This is a genomic window from Mesorhizobium sp. B3-2-1 (assembly GCF_006439515.1).
GTDB lineage: Bacteria > Pseudomonadota > Alphaproteobacteria > Rhizobiales > Rhizobiaceae > Mesorhizobium.
Map to the genome: position 1 here is coordinate 253,788 of NZ_VFTI01000002.1, position 18,310 is coordinate 272,097.

Genomic DNA, 18,310 nt, shown 5'->3' on the forward strand with positions numbered 1-18,310 from the left:
CCTGGCCGGCCGAGGATCAAACGGCATCAGCCCTTGTTCAGCAGGGCGAGGTTGGCGTCGACGACCGTGGGATCGGCCATGCCGGCTTTCGCCTCGAGCAGCAGCGCCCTGGCTTTCTTCTTGTTGCCGCGCAACAATTGCGAATAGCCCATATTGTTGACGATCCGCGGTTTGCGGCCGGCGACTTTCAAAAGCTGGCCATAGGCGCGGTCGGCGAAGTCGAAGCGGCCGAGTTCGTCATAGGAAGCGGCGAGCCCCATCCAGGCCTCGGCGTTGTCGGCCTTCAGTTCGACTGCCTTGCGGAAATGCTGTTCGGCAAGACCATAATTGGCATCGCGAAACTGTGCCTTGCCTTCCGCCAGGTCGGATGAGTCGACGTCCTTGGCCGCCGGCTGGATCGCGGTGGTCTTGGTCGTATCGACGTTGGTGTTCGTCGTGCACCCGGTGATCATCAGGACGGTTGCCATCGTAGCCACCGCCGTAAATTTTATCTGACGCATGCCCTGCCCCGTCGCCCGATTTGTCGGGTCGTTCTTCAGGGAAAGACACTACAGCACAGCGATTAAGCTTCGGTGCCGAAATGCAGCTAAGATTCGGTTTCGAAAATACCGGCCGTTAACCACTGGGGCGAAGGCTGCGGGCATTCAACATTTTCGCGGCCCGCCCAGCGAGTATCGGACGCCGCTAGTGACCAGTCATTTTGACGATGATGGGAATGACGGCGATCATCAGCACCACCGGCAGGATGCAGACCACGACCGGCACGGACATCTTTGCCGGCAAGGCATGCGCCTTCTCCTCGGCCAGCGACATGCGCTTGTGGCGCATTTCATCGGAAAACACCCTGAGCGCACCCGATAGGCTGGTGCCGAGTTCCTTCGACTGCTGCAGGAGCGTGGCGAAGGAGCGTACCTCGTCCAAGCTGAGGCGATCGGCGAGCGCCTTCAGCGCGTCGTCGAGGCTGCGCCCCGCCCGAAGCTCCAACGATACGAGCTGCAGGTTCTGGCTGAGCGACGGATAGGTCCTGGCGAGCTCTTTCGACACACGCTCGACGCCCGCTTCCATGCTCATTCCGGCGTCGGAGCAGACGATCATCAGGTCCATGAAATCGGGGAAGCCGTTGCGGTATTCGCGCATCTTTTCCCGCACTTTCTGGGTCAGCACCAGGCCCGGCAGGAAATAGCCGGCAGCGCCCGACAGGATGATGAAGGTCCACCGGCTGGTCATGGTCGCGTCCGGGCTGGCCATCCACCGGTTGAGCACGAAGACGGCGAATGCCGTGCCGATCATCGCCGTGAACCGGATGAGGAAGAACATGCCGACGGCGCGCGGCTCCATGTAACCGGCCTGGATGAGCTTCAAACGCAGGCGGGCGACGTTTTCCGGATCGCTCTTGGCATAGAATTCCTGCGCCCTCTTCACCGCTTTTTCGCGCACGACGCCGCTGTTCTTCTTCTGCACCGGTTCGGGCTTGGCCACCACCGGACCGTGGTCGACCTTGAGCCGGCGCTTGACCTCGTTGCGGTCGCCCCTCGCCGCCACCATCGGCCAGGCGACCGCAGCGGCTCCCAGGGCCAGCAACAGCACGGCCACCGGCATCAGAGACGTCGGCGCGAGCGAGGCGAGGAATTCGATGACGCTTTGCATGTCAGAATCTGAAGTTCGACATCTTGAACATGATCAGATTGCCCAGCATCAGCCAGGTAACCGAGCCGCCGATCATGTACCAGGTCTTCGGCACACCCCAGACGTCGCTGTAATATCCCGGCATCATGGCCATGATGGCTGTGAAGAGCAGCGCCGGCACGGCCGTCAAGATGTAGGCCGACAAACGGCCTTCAGTGGAAATGGCGCGCACCTTGCGGCGCAGCTTGCCGCGTTCGCGGATCGTCGTCGACAACCCATCGAGGATTTCGCGCAGATTGCCGCCCGAGCTGGTCTGGATCGACACGGCGGTGACGAACAGCGGCAGATCCTCATGGCCGACCCGGTCGAACAGCGAATTCAGCGCCGAGACCAGATCGGAGCCATAGGTCACCTCATCGGCGATGACGCCGAATTCGGTGCCGATTGGATCGGGCATCTCACGCGACACCATGGCGATGGCCACCGGCACCGGGTGACCGGCCTTGAGGCCTCGCGTGATCAGTTCTAGCGCCTCCGGCAGCTGCATGCCGAAACGCTTCAGCCTGCGCTTGCGCATGGAGCGCATCGCCATGACCGGCAGCAGCGGCACCAGCATGACGAACAGGATGAGCCCCATCAACAGCGGCAAGCCGCGCGAGATGGCGAACAGGGCCACGGCCATCGCCACGCCGCAGGTGACCATTAGGAATTTCGAGAGCGGCATGACCATGCCCGACTGCGTGCGCAACGCACGAAACCGGTCGGGCGAGAACAGCGACGTTCCCGCGTCGAGGCCGCGCTCCTTGCGCAGCTGGATCAGCACCTGTTCCTGGCTGATCTTGTTTTCCTGCAGCTTCATACGCCGGTTGATGGCAGTGCGCTTATCGCTGCGGCCGGCATAGAGCAGATAGACCGCCTCGGCGACCATGATGCCGGTCAGAGCGGCCCCGGCATAGACGACATAGATCGCGCTGAACCCGTCCAACACGCCGGCTACTCCTGCGGCCGGCCGGGTTCGAAATAACGTCCGGGAAACTCGATGCCCATCGCGCGCAGATCTTCCAGGAAACGCGGCCGTATGCCGGTCGCCTCGTAGTAGCCAAGGATCTTGCCATCCGCCTCCATGCCGGTGCGCACGAAACGGAATATCTCCTGCATCTGAATGACGTCGCCTTCCATGCCGGTCACCTCGGCGACGCTGGTCACCTTGCGCTTGCCGTCGGAAAGCCGGGTCAGCTGGACGATGATATCGATGGCGCTGGCGATCTGGCTGCGGATCGACTGCACCGTCATCGGCATGCCGGTCATGCCCAGCATCTGCTCGAGGCGCGAAATACAGTCGCGCGGCGTGTTGGCGTGGATGGTCGCCATCGAGCCTTCGTGGCCGGTGTTCATCGCCTGCAGCATGTCGAAGGCTTCCTCGCCGCGGCACTCGCCGAGGATGACCCGGTCGGGGCGCATGCGCAGCGCGTTCTTGACCAGATCGCGCTGTTTGAGCTCGCCATGGCCTTCGATGTTGGCGGGACGCGTCTCCATGCGCGCGACATGCGGCTGCTGCAATTGAAGCTCCGCCGCGTCCTCGATGGTGATCAGCCGCTCGTCTTCCGGAATGAAGGCCGACAGCGCGTTGAGCATCGTCGTCTTGCCGGTGCCGGTGCCGCCCGAAATGATCGTCGTCTTGCGGGCATGCACGGCCGCCGCCAGCACTTCGGCCATGTTCTGTGTGATGGCGCCGAATTCGACCAGCCTGTGCAGGCCAAGTTTGTTCTTGGAGAACTTGCGGATCGACACCAGCGGACCGTCGACGGCCACCGGGCGGATGGCTGCGTTGAAGCGCGAGCCGTCCAGCATGCGAGCGTCGACCATCGGCTGCGATTCGTCGACGCGGCGGCCGACGGCGGCCACGATCTTGTTGACGATCCTGAGCAGATGCGCCTCGTCCTTGAACGGGATATGGACCTGCTGCAGCTTGCCCTTCTTTTCGACGAAACAGTTCTGATGACCGTTGATCAGGATATCGTTGATGTCGGGATCCTTGAGCAGCGGCTCGAGCGGGCCGAGGCCGACCATCTCGTCGACGATATCGTCGACCAGCGCGTCGAGTTCGGCGGTGTTGATCGCCATCCGCTCCTGGCGGGTCTTTTCCGAAACGAAATCATGCACTTGCCGGCGCATCTCGTCCTTGGGCAAGCGCTCCAGCGCGACCAGGTTGATCTCCTCGAGCAGCATCCGGTGGATGCGCACGCGAGCATCGAGCACCTTGTTGGCATTTTTTACCGGTGCTGCTTCCGGTTTCGCCGGCAAAGCCTTTCGGCTGCTCGGGATGACGACGGCATGATGCGCGACCGGTGTTGATTCCGGCGGACGCTGCGGGCGCGCGTCGCGGTTCTGCAGGGTTGAGAAACGGCTGGTCATCCTGCCTTCCTCTTCAAGAGGCCCCTGCCGAGGCCGAACAGCGACTTCGACTTGCTCGCGGTCGCCACCGCCTCTTCCGGAAGGATGATCTTCTTCAGATCGTTGACGACATTGGCGTTGGCGTCGATCTCGTGCAGCGGCACGCCGCGGTCGACCGCCTCGCGCACCAGCCGGTAGTTGTTGGCGATGCCGCCGACGAAATGCTCGCCAAGGATTTCCTGGACGTCCGCCTGCTTGATGCCGTTGTCGAACATTTTCTGCTCGAAACGGTTGACGATCACGTTCGGCTTCACTTCCTTGCCGGCGGTCTCGTAGACGGCCTGGATCAGCCGTTGCGTATGGCGCAGGCACGGCACCGTCATCTCGGCAACGATGTAGAGCTTGTTGGAGCCGAGCAGCACCGTTTCGGTCCACGGAAACCAGGTGCGTGGCATGTCGATGACGACATTGTCGAAATAGGCCGAAACGAGGTCCAGCATGCGCACCACGACATCGGTCTTGAACGAGCGCATCTCGGCCGGACGCGTCGGCGCGGCCAGCACGCAAAGTCCGCTGGCGTGCTTGGACAGCATCACATCGAGCAGTTGCCGGTCGAGGCGTTCGGGCTGGTTCTCGATTTCGGTGATGTCGAAACGAGGCTCCAGATCGAGATATTCGGCGCAGGCACCTTGCTGGAAATTGAGGTCGACCACGCAGGTCGAGGCGCCGCGCGTCACCGAATGATGCAGCTGGAACGCGGTTTGCAGCGCCAGCGTCGTGGTGCCGACGCCGCCGGCGGCGGGCATGAAGGTATAGATCTGCGACTCGGTGTTTTCCTCGCGCCCTGGCCCCTGCAACGCTCGCACGACCGAACGCACGAGGTCGGCCGTGGTGATCGGCTTGACCAGGAAGTCGGCGACCTTGAGCTGCACCAGGATGCGCACGGCGGCGGCGTTGAACTCCTGGGTGACCACGACCACCGGCGCCTTGCCCTCGAGCCGGCGCATGACGCGCTGCAGTGACTCGATTTCCTCCAGTTTCGCCGCGTCCATATCGACGATAACGACGCCGAACTCGGCCTCCTGGACCTCGCCGCGCAGCTCCGTGACGTTCTTCTCAACCGTCATGAGCTGGATGATCTCGGAGGCGGCAAACGCCGTCTTCGTGTCCTGCGCGAAGGTCCGGTCTGTCGATACGAGCAGGATCTTCTTGGTGCTGTTTGCCATTCTTGCCGCCTGTGAGGTCGATCGCCGTGTGGATCAGTTGCCGGTGGTCGTTTGCGCTGCCTTGGCACCGGCCGCCTGATCGGGCGTGACGGGTCCGGCGCTGCCACGCTTGGCGGGCACGAGAAGCCTCGAGTTCTGGACGCCGTACTTCCACGGGTCGACCATCTGCATGACGGTGTTGGCGGCCTGCGCCTCACCGGCGGCCGAGGTCACGCCTTCGCTGCGCACATAGTCGTCGCTGGTGCAGCCGCTTGCCAAACCGGCAATAAACAGGGCGATGCACGATCTCAGGACCAGACGCATGGCTTCAGTCCTTCGGCAGGTCGAGGAAATGCCCGACTTTGGTGGCGGAAGCGCTCCGGGCAGCGCTGCCGTCAGCCAACGCCAGCGCACGGCTGGTGTCCGACGCCTTCACCTCCTCGGTGTTGTTGAGGAAATAGTCGACGTTGCTGGCGGGTCGCGTGCCGTCGGTCGGTTCAGCCATTTTCTTCGACGGATCGACCGGCTTGACCAGATAGGGTGTGACGATGATGACCAGGTCGGTCTCGCGCCGTTGGTAGGATTTCGACGAGAACAGCGACCCCAGCACCGGCATCTTGCCGAGACCGGGAATGCGAGACGTGGTGATGTCGTTCTGGGACTGCAGCAGCCCGGCGATCATGAAGCTCTGGCCGTTCTTCAGGTCGACCGAGGTTTTGGCGCGGCGCACGATGAACCCTGGCACCGAAATGCTGCCGATGTTGTAAGACGACGACGCATCGATCGAGGAGACTTCCGGCGCGATGTCGAGGCTGACCAGACCGTCCTTCAGCACCGTCGGCGTAAAGTCCAGGCTGACGCCGTATTTCTTGTAACTGACGGAGATCTTGCCATTGTCTTCGGAAACCGGGATCGGGAACTCGCCGCCGGCGAGAAAGCTCGCCGTCTCGCCGGAACGGGCAATCAGGTTCGGTTCGGCCAGCCTTCGGGCAAGACCGCGCTCCTCCAGCGCCTTGATGGCGATATCGATCGAGACGCCATTGGACAGCAGCCGGCCGATGATCTCGCCGGTGCCGGCTGCAGGCACCGAGCCCGGATCGAGAGAGACATCGCGACCGCCGAAGCCGTAGGCGAAATTGGCGCTGTATTTCGCACCCAGGTCCTGCCCGGCCTGCCGGTTGATCTCGACGAAGCGGACATTGAGCTGAACCTGCTGTGACGAGGAGATATTGACCGAATTGATCACCTCCTCATTGCCAGAGAAGCGGCTGGCGATCTTGTTGGCCTTTTCGGCGGCGACCGCATCATCCGCCTCGCCCGAAAGCACGACGCGGCCATTGGCCGAGCCGACCTTGATCTTGGCGTCCGGCACGCTTGCGCGGATGGTGCTCGCCAATTGGTCGGTGTCGAGCGTCACTTCGATGTCGACGGTGCCGACGAGCTGCTTCTTCTCGTCGAACAGCGCGATGCCGGTGGTGCCGAGATTGTTGCCCAGCACATAGAAGGATTTGTCGGTCAGCGGGTTGACGTTGGCGATCTCCGGATCGCCGATGACGATCTGGTAGAAGGCCGCGCTCGTCATGATCGTCTTGGGCTTGCCCTTGGCGACCTTTATCGACGCATTCTTGGTCGACGAGACATAGACGATGTCGTTGTCCGCCTTGGCCGCGCCTGCGAAGGCGAGCATGCCGCTCGCGACCAGTGAAGCCGCCATCACCAGGGCGCGCACGAAACGCAACCGATCCGTCATTCGATATAGGGTATGCATCACCATGATCCCGTCCCGCCCGGTCCCCACCGGTCTTTACTTCTGGTCCCGCGAAGGGACCTTGTATTCCTCGGCCTGCGTGCCGCGTGTCACGATGACCGTCTTGAATTTCGGCTTCTCTGGCTCCTTGGCGATGGCATCGAACAAGGAGCCGGCCGCGGCCTCGGCCTTGGAAGCCACGGATCCGCCGAAGGAAGAGATGGTGGTGACGCCGTTCTTGCCGTCGCCGCCTTCGCTGGCGGAGCGCAGCGACAGCGACAGCGTCCCGACCGTGCGGGCAAGCGCCACTTTCTGCGCGCCGTCGCTCGTCACCTCGATGGTCACGGAATTGGCCACCTGCGGCGTCGTCTGGCGCTCGTCGGCGCCCTGCCCGACGCTGAGCACCTTGGCGTCGGCTACGACGATCTCTGAAGTGATGGTCGAACCGGCCGCACCTTGGGCGTTCTTGGCGACTTCCTGGATTTCGCCGGCATCACGCGTCAGGACGACATCGACCCGGTCGCCCGGCGTGACGAAGCCACCGACGCCGGCGATCTCGTCGGTGCGGATGGTGACCGCCCGCATTCCGGGCGTCAGCATGTTGGACAGCGTCGCACGGCCGTTCGGTCCCGACAGCTTGGTGAGCAGCACCGGCTCGTTGACCTCGATCGGCGACAGCACGACCCGGCTGCCTTCGCCAAGCAATCCATCGACGGTGGCAAAGGCGCCCTGCGGCAGGGAATCCTGCGGCCATGGGATTTCGCTGAGCTTGGCGCGGTCGAGCTCCATGCCGTAACGCAACGGCGCGTTCGCTACCACGATGGTCTTGAACTCGATTTTGGGTGCCGCCGGAGCGGCGATGGACGCCGTTTTCTCCTGGGCGTCGGCCTTGGCCTGGCTCTTGACCCAGAAATCCGCGGCAAAGATCGAGATCGCGCCGAAAACGGCGGCGATACCGATCATCGTTATGGCCTTGCCCCTCACGCCGAAACCCCTGATGCCCGTCGTTTCTTGTTATGTTGGGCTCACGCTAGTCCGCATTGTTAAAGAATCGGGAATCTTGTGCGGTTGCATTCGACCTATTTCCGCCTGCTTGGTTATCGAATGGTTTTAGGGTAAGAGGGGTTAAATCCCCGAACGTAACAGGAACCTCCGTCGCTTGGCGCTGAAAAGCGTGGCAGTATCGACGGGGTGATTCGCAGCTTGGGCTCTATGGCAGGCATGGACGACAACAACGATCTTTTCGGCAATCTGGAGAAGCAGCCGCAACCGGTTCGCACGCCGGCGCGCCCGGCGGATCCGCTGGTGCAAGCGGCCGCCAGGCGCCCGGCCGCGGCCAAGGATGGCAGCGAGGGTTACAGCGCCGCGGACATCGAGGTGCTCGAAGGCCTGGAGCCGGTGCGCCGCCGGCCCGGCATGTATATCGGCGGCACCGACGACAAGGCGATGCACCACCTGTTCGCCGAGGTCATCGACAATTCGATGGACGAGGCGGTGGCCGGTCACGCCACCTTCATCGATGTCGAACTTTCGGCCGATGGCCATCTCACGGTCACGGACAATGGCCGCGGCATTCCGGTCGACATGCACCCAAAATTCAAGAAGCCGGCGCTCGAAGTCATCATGACGACGCTGCATTCGGGCGGCAAGTTCGATTCGAAGGTCTACGAAACATCCGGCGGCCTTCACGGCGTCGGCGTGTCGGTGGTCAACGCGCTGTCGGATCATCTCGAGGTCGAGGTGGCACGTGGCCGCCAGCTCTACCGCCAGCGCTTTTCGCGTGGCGTCCCGGTGACCGGCCTCGAGCAGCTCGGCGAAGTGCACAACCGGCGCGGCACAAAAATCCGCTTCCATCCCGACGAGCAGATTTTCGGCAAGGGCGCGGCATTCGAGCCGGCGCGTCTCTACCGCATGACGCGTTCGAAGGCCTATCTGTTCGGCGGCGTCGAGATTCGCTGGACCTGCGATCCCTCCCTGATCAAGGAAAAGGATCAGACACCGGCCAAGGCGGAGTTCCATTTCCCCGGCGGCCTCAAGGATTATCTGAAGGCGTCGCTCGGCGACGAATTCCAGGTGACGCGCGAAATCTTCGCCGGCAAGAGCGACAAGCAAGGCGGCCACGGCTCGCTCGAATGGGCGGTGACCTGGTTCGGCGGTGACGGCTTCATCAATTCCTACTGCAACACCATCCCGACCGGCGAAGGCGGCACCCATGAGGCCGGCTTCCGCAACGTGCTGACGCGCGGCCTGCGCGCCTATGCCGACCTCGTCGGCAACAAGCGCGCCTCGATCGTCACGTCGGAAGACGTCATGATCTCGGCCGCCGGCATGCTGTCGGTATTCATCCGCGAGCCGGAATTCGTCGGCCAGACCAAGGACAGGCTGGCGACGATCGAAGCGATACGCATCGTCGAGACCGCGATCCGCGACCCGTTCGACCATTGGCTGGCCGACAACCCGCAGGAAGCCTCGAAGCTGCTCGAATGGGTGATCGCACGCGCCGACGAGCGGGTGCGCCGCCGCCAGGAAAAAGAGGTGTCGCGCAAGAGCGCGGTGCGCAAGCTGCGCTTGCCTGGCAAGCTCGCCGACTGCACGCAGAACGCGGCGGCAGGTGCCGAACTCTTCATCGTCGAAGGTGATTCCGCCGGCGGCTCGGCCAAGCAGGCGCGCGACCGTGCCAGCCAGGCCGTCTTGCCGTTGCGCGGAAAAATCCTCAACGTCGCCAGCGCCGGCAATGACAAGCTGGCCGCCAACCAGCAGATATCGGACCTGATTCAGGCGCTTGGCTGCGGCACGCGCTTAAAATATCGCGACGAGGATTTGCGCTACGACCGCGTCATCATCATGACCGATGCCGATGTCGACGGCGCCCACATCGCCTCGCTGCTGATCACCTTTTTCTACCAGGAGATGCCGGCGCTGGTACGCGGCGGTCATCTCTATCTGGCGGTGCCGCCGCTCTACTCGATCAGGCAAGGCGGCAAGGTCGCCTATGCCCGCGACGACGCGCACAAGGACGAGCTTCTGCGCACCGAATTCACCGGGCGCGGCAAGGTCGAGCTCGGCCGCTTCAAGGGCCTGGGCGAAATGATGGCCGCGCAGCTCAAGGAGACCACCATGGACCCGAGGAAGCGCACGCTATTGCGGGTCGATGTTATTGACGCCGAGGCGGCGACCAAGGATGCGGTCGACGCGCTGATGGGCACCAAGCCCGAAGCCCGCTTCCGCTTCATCCAGGAACGCGCCGAATTCGCCGAGACGGAAGTGCTGGATATCTAGCCGCCGGCGAGTTTAGCTTGCGTTCCTGACATGGAGACCAGCCTGTGACCTGGGCGCGGCTGAAAATCTATTTCGAGACGAGCCTGGCTGGGCTGACGCAACCGACGCGCTCGGACTGGATTTTTGCCCTGCGCACCGTTTCGGCCGGCATGATCGCGCTTCTCGTCGCCTATGCGCTGAAGCTCGACCATCCGCAATGGGCAATGATGACGGTGTTCATCGTCGCCCAGCCGGTTGCCGGCATGGTGCTCGCGAAAGGCTTCTACCGGCTGCTCGGCACGCTTGCCGGCGGCGTCGCGGCAATCGGCATCACCATGGCGTTCGGCACCGGCCCCTGGATTCTGGTGACGGTACTTGCCGTCTGGATTGGCATTTGCACCTTCGTCTCGTCGCTGCTGCGCAATCCCGAAGCCTATGGCGCCGCACTTGCCGGCTATACCGCCATGATCATCGGCCTGCCCGCCTTCGGACAGCCGCATCTGGTCGTTGACCTCGCGGTCGCGCGCTGTGCCGAGATCGTGCTCGGCATCGTTTGCGCCGGCCTCACCAGCCGGTTGATCCTGCCAAAACTGGCCAGCGACGCCATCATCTCGCGGCTGAAACGCTGCATTCTCGACCTCGCCACTTACGCTGGCGGTGCGTTCTCCGGCGGCGATCGGGCAACGCTCATCGGCCTGCACCGGAAGCTTGTCGCCGACACCCAGACGCTTGGCGAGATGCGCGCCTATGCCAGGCTCGAAGCGCCGAGCTTCGCGCCTCGCGCGCATCCGGTGCGACGCACCATCGGACAGCTGCTCTCGGCTCTTTCGGCGGCGCGCGCACTCTATTCGCATGCCGCTCCGAAAAACGCAGCCCTCATCCCGGTACGCTCGGAATTGCAGGCCCTCGTCAGCGAACTCGCAGCCAAGCCGGGAGCACTGGACGATACCTCGCCCTGGGTGGCACGGCTCGACGCGATCTCGACCAGGGCCCGGCAAATGCCCGATACCGCGGCCGACCAAGGTGAGGACAGGGTCGGGACCATCACGCGCCTCACCATAGCGGCCGATTTCGCCGAGGCGCTGAAACAGGTGCTGCGCGGCCTCGACGCCTTGCGCGCGCCGGTCACCCGCCGGCCAGGTCCCAGTAGCCAGCAGCCGGCGCTGGTGGTGCATCGCGACTATCCCGGTGCCGCGCGCAACGCCATCCGCGCGGCCGTTGCCACGCTGCTGGTCGCGGCATTCTGGCTGACGACGAAGTGGTCGGAAGCGGCCGGCACCGTCATCCTCGTTGCCGTCGTGTCGAGCCTGTTTGCCGCTCGGCCCGACCCCGTGCAGGTATCCTGGGGGTTCTTCAAGGGAACGCTGCTCGCTTTGCCCTTTGCCTTTCTCGTCGGTCAGGTCGCGCTTCCCGCTTTGCCCGGCTTCGGCTGGTTCATGCTGTTCGTCGTGCCCATCATGGTGCCGGCGGCGCTCGCCATGGCCAATCCGCGCCATGTCGGCGTGGCGACGGCCTTCGCCATCAATTTCCTGGCTTTCCTCAGCCCGCATCAGGCAATGACCTACGCTCCCGGCCCCTTCTTCGCCGGCTCGGCATCGATCCTGGTCGGCATCCTGCTTGCGATCGGCGTCTTCATCGTCGTGTTACCGGCGGATCCATGGCTCGCGGCCGACCGCATCGTGCGGGCCATGCGCGAGGATCTGGCACGGCTTTGCCTGCATGAGCGCGTGCCGAGGCGTTCGGCTTTCGAGAGCCTCGCTTATGACCGGGTCAATCAGTTGATGCCGCTGGTGCAGAATTCCGGCAGGAAGGGCGAGGCGGTGCTGGGTGGCGGCGTCGCATCCGTCACGGTAGGCCTGGAAATCCTGCGGCTGCGCACTGCCGGCCAAAACCATGCCATCCCATCGGAAACGACGCTTTCAATCGCCAACTTCCTGAGGGGATTGGCGCGCGAACTGCTTTTTCGTGCCCCTGGCGATCCGCAAACAGCGACCATTACCGTCGCCCGGCAGTATGCGGCAGGCATCGCCCAGCGAAACGACGCCGGCGACATGCTGCAGATCGCGGCGTCCCTGCGCATCATCGCCGCGGCGATGGAGGATTTCCCGGATTTCTTCGCGAGGGACAAAACCTAAGCTGCGGCGATCGCCAGCGCATGGCCACGTGCGTTCTCGCGCAGGGCATCAAGATGGATCGACTTGACCAGGGCGGCGAGATCGCCTTCGGCGGATTGCCCACCCAATTCCTTGAGCATCAGCCAGCTGACCTCCTGAACGCCGGCGACGCGCTTGCCGTTGGCGACCTCACGCCAGATCTTCAGGGCGCGCAGGATGACCGCATGCGTGGCGGCGGCCAGGCCGGCGCTGCGGAACAACGCCTGCAGGGCCACATCGTGCCCGCCGGCCAGCAGCGCCCTCACCCTTGGCTCGGACTGCTGGCTGAGCGCGACCAGCGCCGAGCCGAAGAAATCGACCTTGCCGTGCGCGATGGTGCGGATCAGGAAGCTCGCGGTGAGATCGCCGCGCAGCCTGAGATGCTCGATCAGCGCCGCGTGCTCTTCCTGACGCGTGCCTTCGATCAGGGTGACCGAGGCCTTGACGCAGGCGTCCCGCATGACGCGGTCGGCTCGCGCCGCGCCCATCAACGCCATGACCAGCGGCGACGTCTTCAATGTCTCGCCGAGCTTGATGAGCAGCATATGCCGGCAGTCGGCAGGCAGCCTGATATCCGATATCAGCGCCTCGCGCACCAGAGGCAGATGTCCGTGGCGTTCAGCCATGCGGCGGAAGCTGAGGGAGGCAATGTCAGCGCCGGTGTTGGCCAAAAGCACGGCGCAGGCCTCCGCCTCGCCGATCTCGGCGATGGCCGCCGACAGCGCCATCGAGACGAGCGGCCGGTCGGCGATCAGTTTCTGCGTGGCCCTCTGGCTCCCCGCCACCCGGTTGATCAGATCGGCGTCGGTGAGCAGTGGCGAGCGCGCCAGCACGACACCGGCAACTTCCGGCTGGTCGGCGGCAAGCACGCTGATGATCTGCAGTGGTGCGTGGTGGCTCATCGAGAGCGCTTCCGCCATCGCCAGCCGCACTTTCGACGAGGCATCGTCGAGCAGCAGCGTGAGCGCCGCTTCGGCGGCGCAGCGGTCCTCGAACGGCAATTCTGAATTGACATAGGCCCGGGCCAGCGCATTGGCCGCGGCGGCGCGCTCCGACACCCTGGCCGTGTAGATCCATTTCAGGAAATGCGAAACAACAACCATGCCGTCTGCTTACGCCCCTTGCCGGAAGGTTTCCGGCCCCGCTGACGACGGTAGGCAGAAATGGTTTACGAACGGTTCACCATGTTCATTAACTGGCTTGCGAGCGCTGGAGGCAGCGCCTATCAACCGTCAGACAGCGCAGGAGACAGAAATGGCCGGGCTATATCTCGAGGAGTTTGTCGTCGGCCACGTCTTCCAGCACACGCTGCGCAAAACCGTCACCGAAAGCGACAACATGCTGTTTTCGGTGATGACGCTGAACCCGCAGCCGCTGCATATCGACTTTGATTTCGCCGCCAAGAGCGAATGGGGCAAGCCGCTGGTCAATTCGCTGTTCACGCTCGGCCTGATGATCGGCATTTCGGTCAACGACATCACGGTCGGCACCACGGTCGCCAATCTTGGCATGAAGGAAACCGTGTTTCCACATCCGGTCTTCCATGGCGACACCATCCGCGTCGAAACATCTGTCGTCTCGGTACGCGAGTCCAAATCGAAGCCCGACCGCGGCATCGTTGAATTCGAGCACCGCGCCTATAATCAGCATGGCGATCTCGTCGCCAAATGCACGAGACAGGCGATGATGCTGAAGAAGGCGGCCTGATGCGTTCGTTGCTCTTCGTTCCCGGCGATTCCGAGCGGAAGCTGGAAAAGGGATTTGGTGCCGGTGCCGACGTGATCATCGTCGATCTCGAGGATTCCGTGGCGTCGCACAACAAGGCGCATGCACGCGAGATCGCGGCGCGCTTCATCCTCGAACGCAGGGGGCAAACCAGCTCGGCGATCTATATCAGGGTCAACGACCTCTCGACCGGGTTGACGGACGACGATCTTGCCAAGCTCGTTCCGGCAAGGCCGGACGGCATCATGCTGCCAAAATCGAACAGCGGCCAGGATGTGCAGCAACTCGCGGCCAAGCTCAGGGTCCGGGAGGCCGAGAACGATCTGCGCGACGGTTCGATAAAAATCCTGCCGATCATCACCGAAACTCCGGCGGGCGTGCTGGCGGCATCGACCTATGCCGGAGCGAGCGAGCGGCTTGCCGGTCTCACCTGGGGGGCCGAGGATCTGTCGGCGGCGATCGGCGCGCGCACCGCCCGCGACGAGCGTGGCCGCTACACGGACGTGTTTCGCTTCGCCCGCACCATGGCCATCCTTGCCGCGGGCGCGGCGGAAGTCGCGGCGATCGATACCGTGTTTCCGAATTTTCGCGACACGGCGGCCTTCGCCGCGGAATGCGCCGAGGCCGAGCGTGACGGCTTCACCGGCAAGATGGCGATCCACCCTGATCAGGTGCCCGTCATCAACACTGCCTTCACGCCCTCGGCCGAGGCGGTGAAGCAGTCGGCGGCCATCGTGGCGGCATTCGAGGCAGCCGGAAATCCCGGCGTCGTCGGCATCGACGGCAAGATGTTCGACCGCCCGCATCTGCGGCTGGCCGAACGCCTACTGGCGCGCGCAAGGGCGGCCGGTATATCCGTCTGACAGCTACTTTTGTTCCCAGCGCGGCCGGCGCATCGAAAAGACCTCATCGACGCTGGCGTACTCCATGTAGCCGAGACGAGCGACATTGCCGGCCTTGGTGATGTCGAACAGGCCGTCTTTCAGGAAAGCATCGTCGATGTGCACGCCGATCACCTCACCGGCGACGACGAAGGCGCTCGTCGGCGATCCGTCCAGCGCCCTTGGGCGAAACACTTCCGTCACCCGGCATTCGAGCGCCGCGGGCGCTGCAGCCACACGCGGCGGCCTGACGAGACGCGAGGGCGCCATGGCGAGATCGGCATAGACGAACTCGTTGACGCCACGCGGTGCGTCGACGGACGTGTAATTCATCTTCTCCGCAAGGTCCCGGCTGACCAGATTGGCGACGAACTCGCCGGTTTCCTGCGCAAACGAGGCGCTGTCCTTCTCGCCCTCGGAGGAAAACCAGACGATGAAAGGCCGGGTCGAGACGGCATTGAAGAAGGAGTATGGCGCGAGATTGACCTCACCGGCCTTGTTCAGCGTCGATATCCAGCCGATCGGGCGCGGCGCCACGATCGCCTTGGAAGGATCGTGCGGCAGCCCGTGCCCCTTGGACGGCTCGTAGAACATTCAGCCCGCCCACGGCCCGGCGTAGTCGGCGTAGAGTTTTGCCGGATCGGGCCGTGGCCGCTCCGGCGCCGGACCGGCATAGGAACCGATATGGACAAAACCGACGACGCGCTCCTGTGGCGCCAGTCCGAGAATCGCCCTGCCCTCCGGCACATCGGAATACCAGTTGCTGATCATGTTGGTGCCATAGCCGAGCGCATTGGCCGCTATCATCAGGTTCATCGCCGCCATGCCTCCGGACAGGAACATCTCCCATTGCGGGATTTTAGGATTCTCCTTCGGAATAGACACGACACCGATCACCAGCGGCGCGCGCGAGAACCGCGCCAGTTCCTGGTTGCGGCGGCCCTCCGGCAACGGCCCCTCACGTTGCTCGGCCAGGGCAGCCAGCTTTCTGCCGATCTCAATGCGGGCCTCGCCGCGATAGAGGATGAAACGCCAGGGTTCGAGTCGTCCATGGTCGGGCACGCGTGTGGCGGCGGCAATCATCGTCGCGATATCGGCGTCGCCGGGCGCCGGCTCCCTGAGGTCGGGAATAGGCGCCGAATTTCGGGTCAGCAGGAAGTCGATGATCGGCGACGCCATGGGCGCAAGTCTCCTAAAACGTTCTGTTTTGAGCTGAAGCGCACCATCGGGAATTCGGGCGGCTCGGGCAAAGGCGCGCTAGCGCCGGGCTGAAGAGTCGCGCATCGGACTCTTAAGCCTTGAAATTGCCACCGCCATGGGCTTCAACGCAAGGCATGTTTGAGGGGCGACTGCGTCTTTTCCTGGTCCGGCTCTGCGCCGCGCTGTTCCTGCTGCCGGTCGCCATGGCTGTCGCGCAGGAAAAGGACGGCGTCGGCGACCTGAAACTTCCCGGAATTTCGAGCTATGCGACGCCGAAGAGCGAGACCTCGCTGGCGCTTGGCGGCGGTGGCGCCATCACCCTGTCGGCCCAGTTGACCGACAAAGGCACCGACATCACCCGCGGCCTCGTCTGGCGTGTCTTCAAGCCTGAAGCCGTCAACGGCAAATTGCCGATGGTCGCTTCCGCGCATGGCGGCAGCGCCGTCTTCCAGCTCGAGCCCGGCAGCTATCTGGTCCACGCCTCCTATGGCCGTGCCGGCGCCACCAAGCGCATCACCGTCGGCAAGGATGCCAAGCGAGAAAGCCTGGTCCTCGATGCTGGTGGTTTAAAGCTCGACGCGGTTCTGTCCGGCGGCCTGCGCATTCCCCCGAAGAAACTGCGCTTCTCGATCTATGAGGGCACCGCCGAGGCCAATGGCGACCGCGCGCTGATCATTCCCGATGTCGAACCCAACAGCGTCGTGCGGCTCAATGCCGGCATCTACCATGTCGTCTCGACCTATGGCGCGGTCAACGCCGTCATCCGATCCGACATCCGTGTCGAGGCCGGCAAGCTGACCGAAGCCACCGTCGAGCATCACGCCGCCGAGATCACCATGAAGCTGGTGCGCGAGGCTGGCGGCGAAGCGATTGCCGACACCTCGTGGTCGCTGCTCAACGAATCCGGCGATCCGATCAAGGAAACCGTCGGCGCCTTCGCCTCTATGGTGTTGGCCGAAGGCGACTACACCATCATCGCCAAGAACCGCGACCGCATCTACCAGAAGGATTTCACGGTCGTTGGCGGGCAGAATCAGGAGATCGAGGTCCTGGCGACCGAAGCGGCGGCGATGGATCCGGAAGAAGGAGCCGATTAGCCTTTATGCGGCGAGCTTGGCTCGGGCCGGCAGGAAGGGAATGCGCCGACGCGGCAGCTCTGGCGCCAGGTCGAACACGCCGCGATACAAGCGATCGAGCAACGCTTTGCGGTCGCGCAACGGTTCCAGTTCGCTCCAGCTGAGTACATTGCCGACACGCACGTCGATCGCCTTGCCGGACAGCCGCGCGAATTCACGGATGAGCAGCGAGGTACGCAAGGTCAGCGAGGCCTTGCCTACGAATTTGGCCACACGCCCGTCGCGCTCGGCCATGTTCATCGGGCCGCTGACCAGATGGAAAAGTCTGCCGTTCTGGCCGGAAAAATGCATGGGAATGACCGACGCCTTGGCTTCCTGGACGAGGCGGGCTGGAAACATCTTCCATGGCAGGTCGCGCGCCCGGCCAAAACCGTTTGGCGCCGTGGCAACGCCACCGGCCGGAAACACCACGATGGTGACGCCCTCCTTCAGCAGCCGCACCGCCTCATGGCGCACCGCCATGTTGTTTTTCACCGCGTCCTTGGTCTCGGAAAAGTCGATTGGCAGCGAATAAGGCCCCATCTCGCGAATCCTGAGCAGATCCTTGTGGATCATCACTCGGAAAGGTCGCCCGAGTTGCTCTGCCAGGGACAGCACGGCGATGCCGTCGCCAATGCCGAAGGGATGGTTGGCGATGATCACCAGCGGCGTGTCGGGCAAGTGCGCGGGCGGCCATTGGTCGGGGGTTCGCACGCCCACATCGATGAGGTCCAGCATGCGGCTGAACACACGCTCACCGGTCGGCACAACTTGATGGCGCCAGAATTCATAGAGCGCGGCAAACCGGTCGCGGCCCGAAAGACCTTCCACCGAATGAATGAACCAGCGCGCCAGAGCCGGCTGGTGCGGATTGGCGTAGGAAAGCTCGGGGAACGGGCGTTCGCGCGATTTCAGCTTGAGCATAAGGGCTCGTTACAACGTTGCCGTGACAGGGATATGAAAAACGGCGGTGGATCGCTCCACCGCCATTCGATCGAAAACGCTC

General features: G+C 63.6%; 17 protein-coding genes. 5 read left to right on the forward strand and 12 right to left on the reverse strand.

All coding sequences use genetic code 11. The features are described from left to right. Nucleotides 1–26: 26 nt before the first annotated feature. The 8 genes from FJW08_RS03005 to cpaB all read right to left on the reverse strand — a co-directional run bounded on the left by FJW08_RS03005 (nt 27) and on the right by cpaB (nt 7,935). A complete protein-coding gene (locus FJW08_RS03005) occupies nt 27–500 on the reverse strand; it encodes a hypothetical protein (protein ID WP_140808720.1) in 474 nt (157 codons plus the stop codon). Nucleotides 501–684: 184 nt separating this feature from the next. Continuing rightward, the gene (locus FJW08_RS03010) at nt 685–1,647 is read right to left on the reverse strand and encodes a type II secretion system F family protein (RefSeq protein ID WP_140760597.1); all 963 of its coding nucleotides are present in this window, start codon (nt 1,645–1,647) and stop codon (nt 685–687) included. Between the two features lies 1 nt (nt 1,648). Then, nucleotides 1,649–2,614, reverse strand: a complete 966-nt coding sequence (locus FJW08_RS03015; RefSeq protein WP_140808722.1) for a type II secretion system F family protein — start codon at nt 2,612–2,614, stop codon at nt 1,649–1,651. A 5-nt stretch (nt 2,615–2,619) separates the two neighbouring features. After that, entirely contained in the window at nt 2,620–4,041 is a 1,422-nt protein-coding gene (locus FJW08_RS03020; protein ID WP_140760592.1) for a CpaF family protein, read from the reverse strand. Next, nucleotides 4,038–5,246 carry a response regulator gene (locus tag FJW08_RS03025; protein ID WP_140808724.1) on the reverse strand — a complete coding sequence of 403 codons (1,209 nt, stop codon included), beginning with the start codon at nt 5,244–5,246 and terminating at the stop codon, nt 4,038–4,040. Before FJW08_RS03025 ends, FJW08_RS03020 begins: the two co-directional genes overlap by 4 nt. A 33-nt stretch (nt 5,247–5,279) precedes the next feature. After that, on the reverse strand, nt 5,280–5,549 hold the full coding sequence (locus FJW08_RS03030; RefSeq protein WP_140808726.1) for a hypothetical protein: 270 nt from the start codon (nt 5,547–5,549) through the stop codon (nt 5,280–5,282). A 4-nt stretch (nt 5,550–5,553) separates the two neighbouring features. Beyond that, entirely contained in the window at nt 5,554–6,999 is a 1,446-nt protein-coding gene (locus FJW08_RS03035; RefSeq protein ID WP_140808727.1) for a type II and III secretion system protein family protein, read from the reverse strand. A gap of 30 nt (nt 7,000–7,029) precedes the next feature. Next, nucleotides 7,030–7,935: a Flp pilus assembly protein CpaB gene (gene cpaB / locus FJW08_RS03040; RefSeq protein WP_140760646.1), complete on the reverse strand. Its 906-nt coding sequence runs from the start codon at nt 7,933–7,935 to the stop codon at nt 7,030–7,032. Nucleotides 7,936–8,193: 258 nt separating this feature from the next. Between cpaB and parE the strand changes: the two genes are divergently transcribed. Continuing rightward, nucleotides 8,194–10,251, forward strand: a complete 2,058-nt coding sequence (gene parE, locus FJW08_RS03045) for a DNA topoisomerase IV subunit B (protein WP_140808728.1) — start codon at nt 8,194–8,196, stop codon at nt 10,249–10,251. Nucleotides 10,252–10,295: 44 nt separating this feature from the next. Next, nucleotides 10,296–12,365, forward strand: a complete 2,070-nt coding sequence (locus FJW08_RS03050) for an FUSC family protein (protein WP_140808730.1) — start codon at nt 10,296–10,298, stop codon at nt 12,363–12,365. On the opposite strand, the gene FJW08_RS03055 is transcribed toward FJW08_RS03050, so the two are convergent. Further along, nucleotides 12,362–13,486: a DUF2336 domain-containing protein gene (locus FJW08_RS03055; protein WP_140808731.1), complete on the reverse strand. Its 1,125-nt coding sequence runs from the start codon at nt 13,484–13,486 to the stop codon at nt 12,362–12,364. The two genes, FJW08_RS03050 and FJW08_RS03055, sit on opposite strands and share 4 nt — an antisense overlap. Nucleotides 13,487–13,637: 151 nt before the next feature. Between FJW08_RS03055 and FJW08_RS03060 the strand changes: the two genes are divergently transcribed. Beyond that, a complete protein-coding gene (locus tag FJW08_RS03060) occupies nt 13,638–14,090 on the forward strand; it encodes a MaoC family dehydratase (protein WP_056572267.1) in 453 nt (150 codons plus the stop codon). Beyond that, complete coding sequence (locus tag FJW08_RS03065) at nt 14,090–14,971, forward strand: CoA ester lyase (RefSeq protein ID WP_140808733.1); 882 nt, start codon at nt 14,090–14,092, stop codon at nt 14,969–14,971. Before FJW08_RS03060 ends, FJW08_RS03065 begins: the two co-directional genes overlap by 1 nt. 3 nt (nt 14,972–14,974) lie before the next feature. Here FJW08_RS03065 and FJW08_RS03070 read toward each other — a convergent pair whose 3' ends face one another. Both FJW08_RS03070 and FJW08_RS03075 read right to left on the reverse strand, forming a co-directional pair. Next, nucleotides 14,975–15,583 carry a flavin reductase family protein gene (locus FJW08_RS03070; RefSeq protein WP_140808735.1) on the reverse strand — a complete coding sequence of 203 codons (609 nt, stop codon included), beginning with the start codon at nt 15,581–15,583 and terminating at the stop codon, nt 14,975–14,977. Next, nucleotides 15,584–16,168: a nitroreductase gene (locus tag FJW08_RS03075; RefSeq protein WP_140808736.1), complete on the reverse strand. Its 585-nt coding sequence runs from the start codon at nt 16,166–16,168 to the stop codon at nt 15,584–15,586. Between the two features lie 155 nt (nt 16,169–16,323). On the opposite strand from FJW08_RS03075, the gene FJW08_RS03080 reads away from it, so the two are divergent. Then, complete coding sequence (locus FJW08_RS03080) at nt 16,324–17,286, forward strand: hypothetical protein (protein ID WP_140808738.1); 963 nt, start codon at nt 16,324–16,326, stop codon at nt 17,284–17,286. A gap of 3 nt (nt 17,287–17,289) precedes the next feature. Here FJW08_RS03080 and FJW08_RS03085 read toward each other — a convergent pair whose 3' ends face one another. Next, on the reverse strand, nt 17,290–18,228 hold the full coding sequence (locus tag FJW08_RS03085) for a GNAT family N-acetyltransferase (RefSeq protein ID WP_140808740.1): 939 nt from the start codon (nt 18,226–18,228) through the stop codon (nt 17,290–17,292). Between the last annotated feature and the right edge of the window lie 82 nt (nt 18,229–18,310).

What these genes read in the sequence shown, in the direction of transcription:
- FJW08_RS03005 (WP_140808720.1), bottom strand. Translation starts at nt 500, where the DNA reads ATGCGTCAGATAAAATTTACGGCGGTGGCTACGATGGCAACCGTCCTG.
- FJW08_RS03010 (WP_140760597.1), bottom strand. Translation starts at nt 1,647, where the DNA reads ATGCAAAGCGTCATCGAATTCCTCGCCTCGCTCGCGCCGACGTCTCTG.
- FJW08_RS03020 (WP_140760592.1), bottom strand. Translation starts at nt 4,041, where the DNA reads ATGACCAGCCGTTTCTCAACCCTGCAGAACCGCGACGCGCGCCCGCAG.
- FJW08_RS03025 (WP_140808724.1), bottom strand. Translation starts at nt 5,246, where the DNA reads ATGGCAAACAGCACCAAGAAGATCCTGCTCGTATCGACAGACCGGACC.
- FJW08_RS03030 (WP_140808726.1), bottom strand. Translation starts at nt 5,549, where the DNA reads ATGCGTCTGGTCCTGAGATCGTGCATCGCCCTGTTTATTGCCGGTTTG.
- FJW08_RS03035 (WP_140808727.1), bottom strand. Translation starts at nt 6,999, where the DNA reads ATGGTGATGCATACCCTATATCGAATGACGGATCGGTTGCGTTTCGTG.
- cpaB (WP_140760646.1), bottom strand. Translation starts at nt 7,935, where the DNA reads ATGATCGGTATCGCCGCCGTTTTCGGCGCGATCTCGATCTTTGCCGCG.
- parE (WP_140808728.1), top strand. Translation starts at nt 8,194, where the DNA reads ATGGACGACAACAACGATCTTTTCGGCAATCTGGAGAAGCAGCCGCAA.
- FJW08_RS03055 (WP_140808731.1), bottom strand. Translation starts at nt 13,486, where the DNA reads ATGGTTGTTGTTTCGCATTTCCTGAAATGGATCTACACGGCCAGGGTG.
- FJW08_RS03060 (WP_056572267.1), top strand. Translation starts at nt 13,638, where the DNA reads ATGGCCGGGCTATATCTCGAGGAGTTTGTCGTCGGCCACGTCTTCCAG.
- FJW08_RS03065 (WP_140808733.1), top strand. Translation starts at nt 14,090, where the DNA reads ATGCGTTCGTTGCTCTTCGTTCCCGGCGATTCCGAGCGGAAGCTGGAA.
- FJW08_RS03070 (WP_140808735.1), bottom strand. Translation starts at nt 15,583, where the DNA reads ATGTTCTACGAGCCGTCCAAGGGGCACGGGCTGCCGCACGATCCTTCC.
- FJW08_RS03075 (WP_140808736.1), bottom strand. Translation starts at nt 16,168, where the DNA reads ATGGCGTCGCCGATCATCGACTTCCTGCTGACCCGAAATTCGGCGCCT.
- FJW08_RS03080 (WP_140808738.1), top strand. Translation starts at nt 16,324, where the DNA reads ATGTTTGAGGGGCGACTGCGTCTTTTCCTGGTCCGGCTCTGCGCCGCG.
- FJW08_RS03085 (WP_140808740.1), bottom strand. Translation starts at nt 18,228, where the DNA reads ATGCTCAAGCTGAAATCGCGCGAACGCCCGTTCCCCGAGCTTTCCTAC.